The organism is Pseudoalteromonas sp. J010, from assembly GCF_003934235.1.
GTDB classification, from domain to species: domain Bacteria; phylum Pseudomonadota; class Gammaproteobacteria; order Enterobacterales; family Alteromonadaceae; genus Pseudoalteromonas; species Pseudoalteromonas peptidolytica.
The window spans coordinates 1-9,642 of the sequence record NZ_RDBW01000005.1; the positions used below are offsets into that span (position 1 = coordinate 1).

Here is a 9,642-nt window from a genome sequence, read left to right on the forward strand (position 1 = left end):
GTTAAAAGCGTGCGAGGTAAACTCGCTCCTACACGGGTAATTTGCTCCCATAGGTGAACACTTTGGTAGGAGCCACTTTATGTGGCGAGCAGTGAAAAGATCGCGAGGTAAACTCGCTCCTACACGAGAGTTTTGCTCCTATAGGTGAACACTTTGGTAGGAGCCACTTTATGTGGCGCGCAGTCAAGAGATCGCGAGGTAAACTCCCTCCTACAAGTGTAATTTGCTCCCATAGGTGAACACTTTGGTAGGAGCCACTTTATGTGGCGAGCAGTGAAAAGATCGCGAGCTAAACTCGCTCCTACACGGGTAATTTGCTCCCATAGGCGAACACTATGGTAGGAGCCACTTTATGTGGCGAGCAGTTAAAAGCGTGCGAGATAAACTCGCTCCTACACGGGTAATTTGCTCCCATAGGTGAACACTTTGGTAGGAGCCGCTTTATGTGGCGCGCAGTTAACAGATCGCGAGGTAAACTCGCTCCTACACGAGAGTTTTGCTCCTGTAGGTGAACACTTTGGTAGGAGCCACTTTATGTGGCGAGCAGTGAAAAGATCGCGAGGTAAACTCGCTCCTACACGGGTAATTTGCTCCCATAGGCGAACACTATGGTAGGAGCCACTTTATGTGGCGAGCAGTTAACAGATCGCGAGGTAAACTCGCTTCTACACGAGAGTTTTGCTCCTGTAGGTGAGCACTTTGGTAGGAGACGCTTTATGTGGCGAGCAGTTAAAAGCCTGCGAGGTAAACTCGCTCCTACACGAGAGTTTTGCTCCCATAGGCGAACACTATGGTAGGAGCCACTTTATGTGGCGAGCAGTTAAGAGATCGCGAGGTAAACTCGCTCCTACACGGGTAATTTGCTCCCATAGGTGAACACTATGGTAGGAGCCGCTTTACGCGGCGAGCAGTGAAAAGATCGCGAGGTAAACTCGCTCCTACACGGGTAACTTGCTCCCAAAGGCGAACACTATGGTAGGAGCCACTGTATGTGGCGAGCAGTCAAGAGATCGCGAGGTAAACTCGCTCCTACACGGGTAATTTGCTCCCATAGGTGAACACTTTGGTAGGAGCCACTTTATGTGGCGAGCAGTGAAAAGATCGCGAGGTAAACTCGCTCCTACACGGATAATTTGCTCCCATAGGTGAACACTTTGGTAGGAGCCGCTTTACGCGGCGAGCAGTGAAAAGGTCGCGAGCTAAACTCGCTCCCACAAGCCCACAACTCTCTCAAACAAAATAACCCATCGCGCTACGCTTGCTTCTTTTCTCAAAGCTTAGCTACCATCTCTCTACATCAACTAAAAAAACTCAAAAATGAATCTCTTACTACGTGCTGCATGCACCTCATTTGCTGCTTGCGTGGCGTCAATCGCCTCTGCAAAAGCAATTTACCCAGATGTACCAGAGCAGATTAATCCATCTGCCAAATACGTTTTTTACTCTCATGGCTACATCGTTGAAGGTGATAATGAAACGCCTATTCATAAGCGCTGGGGTAAATATGACTTTCCAGCCATCAAACAAGCATTAAGTGACGATGCCTATACACTAATTGCGAAGCACCGACCTAAAGGTGTTGCACCAGAAACATACACAAAGATCCTAGTAAGCAAGGTTCACAAATTACTCGATGCGGGCGTCAGCGCCAGCAACATTACGCTCGTGGGGTTTTCTCGCGGCGGAGCGTTAACGATAATGGCAAGTGACACATTAAAAAATGATGCCATTCACTACGTGGTACTCGCGGGCTGCGCTGGGCTTATCAAAAGTAAAACCGAGCTCCAGCTCTACGGCAAGGTGTTATCCGTTTACGAAACCTCAGATCAAGTGGGCTCTTGCGACTTTGTGAAAGCACGCTCCGAAACCCTCAAAAGCTTTACAGAATTTTCTATTTCAACTGGTGAGGAGCACGGTGCTTTTTACCTCCCAAGAGACGAGTGGGTAAAGCCCGTTAAAAGCTGGATTTTAAATCACTAAATAATTAGCGTGGCGTTCTCTCAGCAGAACGCCGTAAAAAAACCTTCATTCTAATCCATCCTATCTCTTTAAATCTTTTCTGCGAGCAAACAATGCTCTGTTTACTTATTGCACTTTTAAAAACCAACCTTATAATTGAAGCGCATTCGAATATTATTCGAATTAGGTTCATTATCACAGGAGAAAACATGGCACCAGCACCAAAGTATGATAACGAAACTCAGCAACGTATGATTTTAAGTGCTGCAGAGCAGTGCATCAATGAGACGTCAGTCACTGATTTTACAATGGCTAAAGTCTCTTTGCATGCAGGGTTATCTATGGGTTCTATTTATAAGTTTGTGCAAACCAAAGAAGACTTAATCATGGCATTGGCTTATGAGTCATTTACCCATGTATCTAGTGTATTTAAACAAATCTTATCGCTGCCATTAAGCACGCCAGAGCGAATGCTCGCCGTGTGCTTGGTTTCTCCACAAAAAATTAAGCGTTTTTCCTTCGATTTCGAGCTGCAATCTTACTCTACTAACAAAGCCGTAATTAAAAGAGCTTCAGAATATTGGACCAATAAAATTATTGAATCATGTAGCGGCTGTGAAAATGTTTTCAAGCAAACCTTGCTTGATGGCATTGAGGCAGGAGAACTACAAAATATACCAAATCTGCATGATGTCATTGAAGAAATCATAATCAGCGGTTGGGCACTAACCGTGGGATATGAACAGGTTTTACGTTTGCAACAAACTAACCAAATTGTCGAAGGTACTGACTCTTTGCTGGCACCTCTTGCGCTCAATGATCCGCTCATTCGAAGCGCAGTGAGGCTGCTAAATAGTTATCCATGGCAAGCACCAATAACCCATGACTCTCTACTTCGTATAGAGAAAGAATTGCAAGCGCTCGAGCTTCGTTAACTTAAGGAAAATCACAATGAACATAAAACGCTGGCTTATCGCCTTTGTACTTATTCTCATCGTCATTACCAGTTTAGGATTTGTTAAATTTACGCAAATCCAAGCTGCTATTGCCTTTGGAGAATCCTTCCCTGAACCCTCGGCATCGGTTAAAAGTACCTATGTCTCTACAACTGAACATCTTAAAACGGTAAAAGTAGTTGGCCAACTTCATGCAAAACAGACCGTAACTGTCAGCAATGAATATGCAGGACTTATTACATATGTTGGCTTTCAACCTGGTGACTTAGTAAAAGCTAATCAAGTATTGCTGCGCCTCGACAGCAGCATTGATGAAGCAAATCTACAAGCAGCTAAAGCGCGAGTAAAACTTGCCAAGTCAACCTATCAACGTGTTGCAAAGTTACTTGAACAAAAACGCATTAGTCCCGATGAAGTAGACAAAGCGGAAGCTGAGGTTGCTATCAATGAAGCTGATGTAAAACGACTCACCACCCTTATCGAAAAAAAGACCATCCGAGCACCATTTACTGGCTATACCGGTATGGAGCAATATCAAGTTGGTCAGTTGCTTGATGCCAACAATGCCGTGACGTTTTTAGTAGGTACTAACGACAAAATTTGGGTTGATTTCAACATGCCGCAAACGTTACCACAACCAAAGTTGGGTGAAGAGGTAATGGTCGCGGTATCACACTCGCAAGTGCAGCAACCAGCACGAGTGTTAGCGAAAACCCCTAGTGTTGACGTCGCCTCCCGCCAACAACGCTATCGTGCAGAGCTTAATAATTATCACGAAGCACTAAGCCACAACCAAATGGTAATGGTAAACGTGCCAGTAGCAAAAGTAAGCGCAGCGATAGTACCGACCAATGCTATTACTCGAAACCATTTTGGTGAGTTTGTTTATATCTTAGAAAAAGATGACGCACAAAACTGGCGAGCAAAACCTGTCAAAGTCACACTTGGCGATAAGATCCATGACCAGCAGCTGGTATTAACAGGTTTGAGCGGCGGTGAGTTTATTGCTGCTGAAGGTGCATTTAAACTACAGGAGAACTTACTGGTTTACACCGACCAAGTTGCTGCGATTGATGGCAATAATGGAGAGCAGTAATGAGTGCTTTACATGAAAATAAACCATCCATTATGGATATATTTGTCAATCGCCCCGTGCTTGCGATTGTATTTTCACTCCTTATTGTACTGGCAGGGTTAAACGCTGCTAGAGATATTTCTGTACAGCAGTACCCCAAAATAGAAAGTGCGTCGTTAGTAATAAATACCGTCTACACTGGTGCCTCAGCTGAGGTAGTTAAAGGTTATGTGACAGAACCGATTGAACGCGTTGCTTCAACGGTTCCTGGTGTGGACTATGTTGATTCAGTAACAATGGCAGGTCTCAGTCGAGTTACGGCATGGTTAGAGTTAAACCATAGCACTCCTGACGCCCTAGCTGAACTCACAACACGGTTAAACCAAATAAAGTTTGAATTGCCAAGTGGTGCAGAAGACCCTGCAATTCATACTGTGCGTGCCGATAGTCCCTATGCTGTATTCTATCTAGATGTAGAGTCTCAAGGACTATCGCGTAACAATGTGAGCGATTATTTGATCAGAAATGTTGTGCCTTCAATGTCAGATATTCCTGGTGTGCAAAAAATCACCCTCGAAGGTGGCCGAAATCCAGCGATGCGTATTTGGCTTGATTCTGAAAAGCTAGCCATTTACGGGCTTAGCGCCAGTGATGTATTTGGTGCACTACGCGCCAATAATACCATTGCAACCATTGGATATAGTGAAAACAACAGACAACGTATTGATGTCATGGCAAATACGTCTTTGCGCTCAATCGCGGACTTTAATAACCTCATTGTCAAAGAGGTTGATGGTGCACAATTAAAACTAGGAGATCTGGCCACCGTAGAGCTAGGTGAAGCTGACAGCCTAGTGACTGCACGACTTGATGATCACGATACGGTCTTTTTAGCCTTATGGGCACTACCTGGCGCCAATGAAATTGACATTGGTGATGCACTTTATAAAAAGATTGATGAGATAAACCCTATCTTACCTGACGGCATGAACCTTAGAATTGGTTACGATGGCACCTTGTACATGCGAGATTCTATCAAAGAGATCTTTACCACACTGGCTGAGACGGTGTTACTTGTTGGTATTGTGGTATTGGCGATGATGGGGTCATTCAGAACCGCGATGGTGCCACTCATCACTATCCCTATCTCTATTTTAGGTGCCATAGCGGTGATCTCTGCAATGGGCTTTTCCCTTAACCTACTTACCATTTTGGCCATTGTACTTTCGGTAGGCCTAGTGGTAGATGATGCCATTGTGGTGGTGGAAAATGTTGCCCGTCATATGCGCGAGGGCAAACCTAGATTTCAAGCCGCGCTTATTAGCTCACGTCAATTACTTGTGCCTGTTATTGCGATGACACTGACCCTAGCAGCAGTATACGCACCCATTGGATTTTTAACGGGATTAACTGGCTTTTTATTTAGAGAATTTGCTTTCACACTGGCGATTGCTGTGATCATCTCAGGTTTAGTTGCCATCACCTTATCTCCAATTATGGCGGCATACGTAAACCCAGAGGGGGGTAAAGAAGGCAAGTTAACACAAAAGGTCAATAGTTACTTCGATAAGCTCCAAAAGTTCTACTTTAATGCGCTAGACACGCTATTTAAATGGCGTCCACAAATCTTCTTCATCGCTATTATATTTTCTTTGTTATCGGTACCATTTTATATGTTATCGCAAAAAGAACTTGCGCCTATCGAAGATCAAAGCAGTATCCAGGTTGTGGTGGAAGCCCCACCTGAGTCCTCTCTTGCTTATACCTCAAATAAAATGAACGATACCGCTGCGGTAATGAATGCAACCGAAGGTGCTGAATTTACTTGGCAGGTTATTACCGCTTCTGCTGGTTTTGGTGGTGTGACATTAGCGCCCTTTAGTGAGCGAGAAAACTCAGTTCACAATATGCTCTTTGACTTGTACGGCCGCTTAAGTAGCGTCACAGGGTTAACCCTGTTCCCTATTTTACCTGCGTCTTTACCAACTGCTGGGCAATTTGATGTTGAAGTGGTTTTCCGTTCTAGTGATGACCCTATCACCATGAAAGCATATGCGGATGAAATTATTCAACGAGCGACTGCGACAGGCAGTTTTATGTTCATGAATACCGACCTAAAAATCGATTTGCCACAAGCAGAACTTGAGATTGATAGGGAGTTAGTCGCAGACCTTGGGCTAAGTTTATCTTCAGTGAATGAGCAACTTAGCGTGTATATGTCTAATAACTTTGCCAACTACTTTAATAAGGATGGTAAAGCTTATCGCGTGATCCCAATTGTGGGTGATAAAGATAGATACAACCCTGAGAATATTTTAAATATGCAAGTAAGCACAGATACAGGTGTTCTAATTCCTGTTTCTGCATTTGCTACATTGCGTACATTTACCAGCCCTCGAGTACTTGGCTCCTTTAACCAACAAGGCGCGTTTAGGATTTTAGCAGGTACCCTACCTCACGTGACTAAAGAACAAGCGCTAACCCTAGTTGAAGAGATTGCGCGAGAAATACTACCAAGCCACTACTCTATTGATTACGCTGGTGAGTCCAGACAGTTAAGAAAAGAAGGTAACACCATGGTTGGCGTCTTGCTATTTGCGATGGTGATTGTGTTCTTCTTATTAACTATTCAGTTCAATAGCTTTAGAGATCCACTTGTTGTGTTACTAGGGTGTGCGCCACTGGCATTGGCAGGCGCGCTTATGCTGCCGTTTTTATCACTGACGACAGTGAATATTTATAGTCAAATTGGGTTGATCACCTTGATTGGTCTAATTGCTAAAAATGGTATCTTAATCGTTGAATTTGCCAACCATTTGCAACTTGAAGGTAAGTCTAAGTACGATGCTGTAAAAGGCGCAGCAGCCACAAGACTAAGGCCAATCTTAATGACAACGGGCGCGACTGTACTTGGTCACTTCCCTCTTGTATTGGTAACTGGTGCTGGTGCTGAAGCCCGTAACAGTATTGGTATCATTTTGGTTGCTGGCATGCTCATTGGTACTTTCTTTACACTTATCGTACTGCCTTTACTTTATGAGAAACTAGCAAGTGATCATCGTAGTGAGGCACAAGAGACTGAGTCATACCCACAAGAACAAGCGGTAGCTCAAGCTTAGTACAATCAAGAGAGGAACGATAAGCAGACTAATTTAATTTATTGTTCCACTCTGATAAGCCACTATGAGCACATGCTTAGCCTGGCTTTCGGTAAAACACGGTACCTAGTACTTAAATTAAGTTTGCTCGGTGTCGTGTTTTATTTCACCCATAGCATCACGCTCAGTGACAATATATGTTTTCAAGTAACAACTTGTTCTAGAAGGAAAGGAAAGTAAAGCAAACAGCCTGTTGTTACAAAAAAATTACACAAAACTAATCTTTAATATTCAATTATTTACACAATCAAAGGATAGGCAGTTAAAATGATTGTAGACAACATAGAAAATGTGGATCTCTGTATTGTAGGCGCAGGGCTTGCAGGATTAAATGCACTGTATGCAGCTAAGCAGTACTTACCAAAAAACGCGACTGTGGCACTCGTAGATAAGCGAGAATCTATTGGCGGTATGTGGAATGACACCTACGATTATGTAAGGTTACATCAGCCCTACAAACAATTTACGATAGGTAATATGAAGTGGGGTTTAGATCGACACGAGTCCTATTTAGCTGACAGACATGAGATCTTAGCCCACTTTAAGCGCTGTGTAAGCGAAGTAGAACAGCATTTGACTGTTATTCCCTTAATGCAGCATAGCTACCTTAGTCATGACTCACAAGATGATGGCATCGTACAAGTTCGCTTAGCCTCAAAAGAAACAACACGACAAATCCATACTAAAAAATTAATAAAAAGTGTTGGATTTGGCATTGAGCCAAGCCAAGTATTAGCCTTTTCGAGTGACAAAGTACATTCAATTACGCCTGAACAAATACCACAAAATCAACAGCACATTATAGATAGTAATAAACCAATCTATATTGTTGGTGGTGGTAAGACGGCGATGGATACTGCCCATTATTTATTACAAGCAAACCCACAGTTACCCATTCACCTTATTATCGGTAAAGGAACCTACTTCCTAAATAGAGACATCATGTTTCCGCCGGGTTTGGATAAATATTGGAAAGGGACAACTAGCCTAGATATGATGACGCAGTGTGCAACCCTCTTCAACGGCGATAATGAGGCAGAAGTCACCCAATTTGTAAAATCCAAATATGCTCTCTCACCGCACAAAGATGCCCAGCAATTTCTACTTGGTTTATTGTCTCAAAGTGAGCTGGATATTGTTACTCAAGGCTGTAAAACAATAGTAAGAGACTACTTAGATGACATAAAAGACAATGGTGACGAAACGCAATTGTGTTTTAGAAGTGGCGAAACACAGCCTATTGAATCTGGCGCTTGGATCATTAATTGTACTGGGTATCTCCTCAACTCTGACGTGCAGTCGGAGCAATACCACTCTCAATGCGGCAATGTTATCTCAATTAACAACAGTGATAACCCTCTGCTTTTTAGCTCTGGCTACTTTCTTCCACATGTTTTCTTTCAAGACAAGATTAAAGACACGCCACTATTGAGCATAGATCATGTTGCCTTGAAAAAGGCTAACGCAGAAGCCTTCCCATTTGTTGCCATGACTCAATTGCTCTATAACTTTTATACTCTGATGGACAAACTTCCATTAAAAGTCATTGACCAATTCCATGCAAACTTTGATAAGTGGTACCCTCTACACCGTCAACTATTTGGGTTTACGAAGTTTATGATCAATAAAAAGAAAAACAAAAAGCACTTTGAAAGCAGCCTATTGAGGGTCAAAGAAAAGTATAATCTTTAATCAAATGCTTACTAGCACAGTAATTTGATTGGTGAGTTAAAAAAAAGTATTAGCCAATTTTCTTCACCCTGATTTGAAATAATGCATGCAATACACGTTATCTTGAATCAGGGGCAGGGAAAATTTATTGGTAAATCAAACAACGCAAACTTCTGGACTCAAAATCAGCCGAAGCGACATTACTATCAGCTTTTTCCTAAATAAGTTAAATAAGCCATGTTCAAAAGAAGTGGCTCCTTGTGAATGAGTAAACGGTGTCCAACCATATCAAGCAAACATTTATTGACACAGCACATTACCAGTACAGAGCTGAGCCACACCTATAAATAAGTAAATACACAGACAACTTAAACAGTATAACTGCGAGAGTATTTTGTATAGGATTTGGCCTAAAATCTGGCTTTGAAAAGGCATTTTCAAAAATTCATAATCTCAGACACAAGGGTTTATTAGTTAGGTATCATCTCTGGTTTCTCTTATGAATTCGTGGACGCATAAAAAAAATTGCTAGTTTGATGATAAAGCGTGATATCTAATGACAATTAAAAATTCTAACAAACCGGTAAGGTAATTTCTTGTTATTTCCCTAATTTTCTCATATTGTAACTAAGTTCATTATTGAGATAATCCAATGACAGACGAAATACTTACGATTCAAGAGGTTGCTAAATACCTCAAGTTGAATGAAAAAACAGCTTATCGCCTTGCGAGCGAAGGTAAGCTTCCCGGCTTTAAAGTGGGTGGTTCATGGCGCTTTAAGCGAATTGACCTAGAGAAATGGATTGAAGAACAAAAACAATAA

The 9,642-nt window shown here is 42.5% G+C and carries 6 protein-coding genes; all 6 read left to right on the forward strand.

The window, feature by feature from the left end:
- Window positions 1-1,317: 1,317 nt before the first annotated feature.
- The 6 genes from EAG18_RS03955 to EAG18_RS03985 all read left to right on the forward strand — a co-directional run bounded on the left by EAG18_RS03955 (window position 1,318) and on the right by EAG18_RS03985 (window position 9,642).
- Window positions 1,318-1,980: an alpha/beta hydrolase gene (locus EAG18_RS03955; protein ID WP_125251108.1), complete on the forward strand. Its 663-nt coding sequence runs from the start codon at window positions 1,318-1,320 to the stop codon at window positions 1,978-1,980.
- 188 nt (window positions 1,981-2,168) lie between these two features.
- A complete protein-coding gene (locus tag EAG18_RS03960) occupies window positions 2,169-2,894 on the forward strand; it encodes a TetR/AcrR family transcriptional regulator (protein ID WP_125251109.1) in 726 nt (241 codons plus the stop codon).
- A gap of 16 nt (window positions 2,895-2,910) precedes the next feature.
- A complete protein-coding gene (locus EAG18_RS03965) occupies window positions 2,911-4,011 on the forward strand; it encodes an efflux RND transporter periplasmic adaptor subunit (RefSeq protein ID WP_125251110.1) in 1,101 nt (366 codons plus the stop codon).
- Window positions 4,011-7,109, forward strand: coding sequence for an efflux RND transporter permease subunit (locus tag EAG18_RS03970; protein ID WP_125251111.1), 3,099 nt, complete (start codon window positions 4,011-4,013; stop codon window positions 7,107-7,109). The genes EAG18_RS03965 and EAG18_RS03970 overlap by 1 nt, the downstream gene beginning before the upstream one ends.
- Window positions 7,110-7,415: 306 nt before the next feature.
- The gene (locus EAG18_RS03975) at window positions 7,416-8,840 is read left to right on the forward strand and encodes an FAD-dependent oxidoreductase (protein WP_125251112.1); all 1,425 of its coding nucleotides are present in this window, start codon (window positions 7,416-7,418) and stop codon (window positions 8,838-8,840) included.
- A 631-nt stretch (window positions 8,841-9,471) separates the two neighbouring features.
- Window positions 9,472-9,642: a helix-turn-helix domain-containing protein gene (locus EAG18_RS03985; RefSeq protein WP_125251113.1), complete on the forward strand. Its 171-nt coding sequence runs from the start codon at window positions 9,472-9,474 to the stop codon at window positions 9,640-9,642.

Excerpts from the sequence above, each read along its gene's own strand:
- EAG18_RS03955 (WP_125251108.1), top strand. The coding sequence starts at position 1,318 with ATGAATCTCTTACTACGTGCTGCATGCACCTCATTTGCTGCTTGCGTG.
- EAG18_RS03960 (WP_125251109.1), top strand. The coding sequence starts at position 2,169 with ATGGCACCAGCACCAAAGTATGATAACGAAACTCAGCAACGTATGATT.
- EAG18_RS03965 (WP_125251110.1), top strand. The coding sequence starts at position 2,911 with ATGAACATAAAACGCTGGCTTATCGCCTTTGTACTTATTCTCATCGTC.
- EAG18_RS03970 (WP_125251111.1), top strand. The coding sequence starts at position 4,011 with ATGAGTGCTTTACATGAAAATAAACCATCCATTATGGATATATTTGTC.
- EAG18_RS03975 (WP_125251112.1), top strand. The coding sequence starts at position 7,416 with ATGATTGTAGACAACATAGAAAATGTGGATCTCTGTATTGTAGGCGCA.
- EAG18_RS03985 (WP_125251113.1), top strand. The coding sequence starts at position 9,472 with ATGACAGACGAAATACTTACGATTCAAGAGGTTGCTAAATACCTCAAG.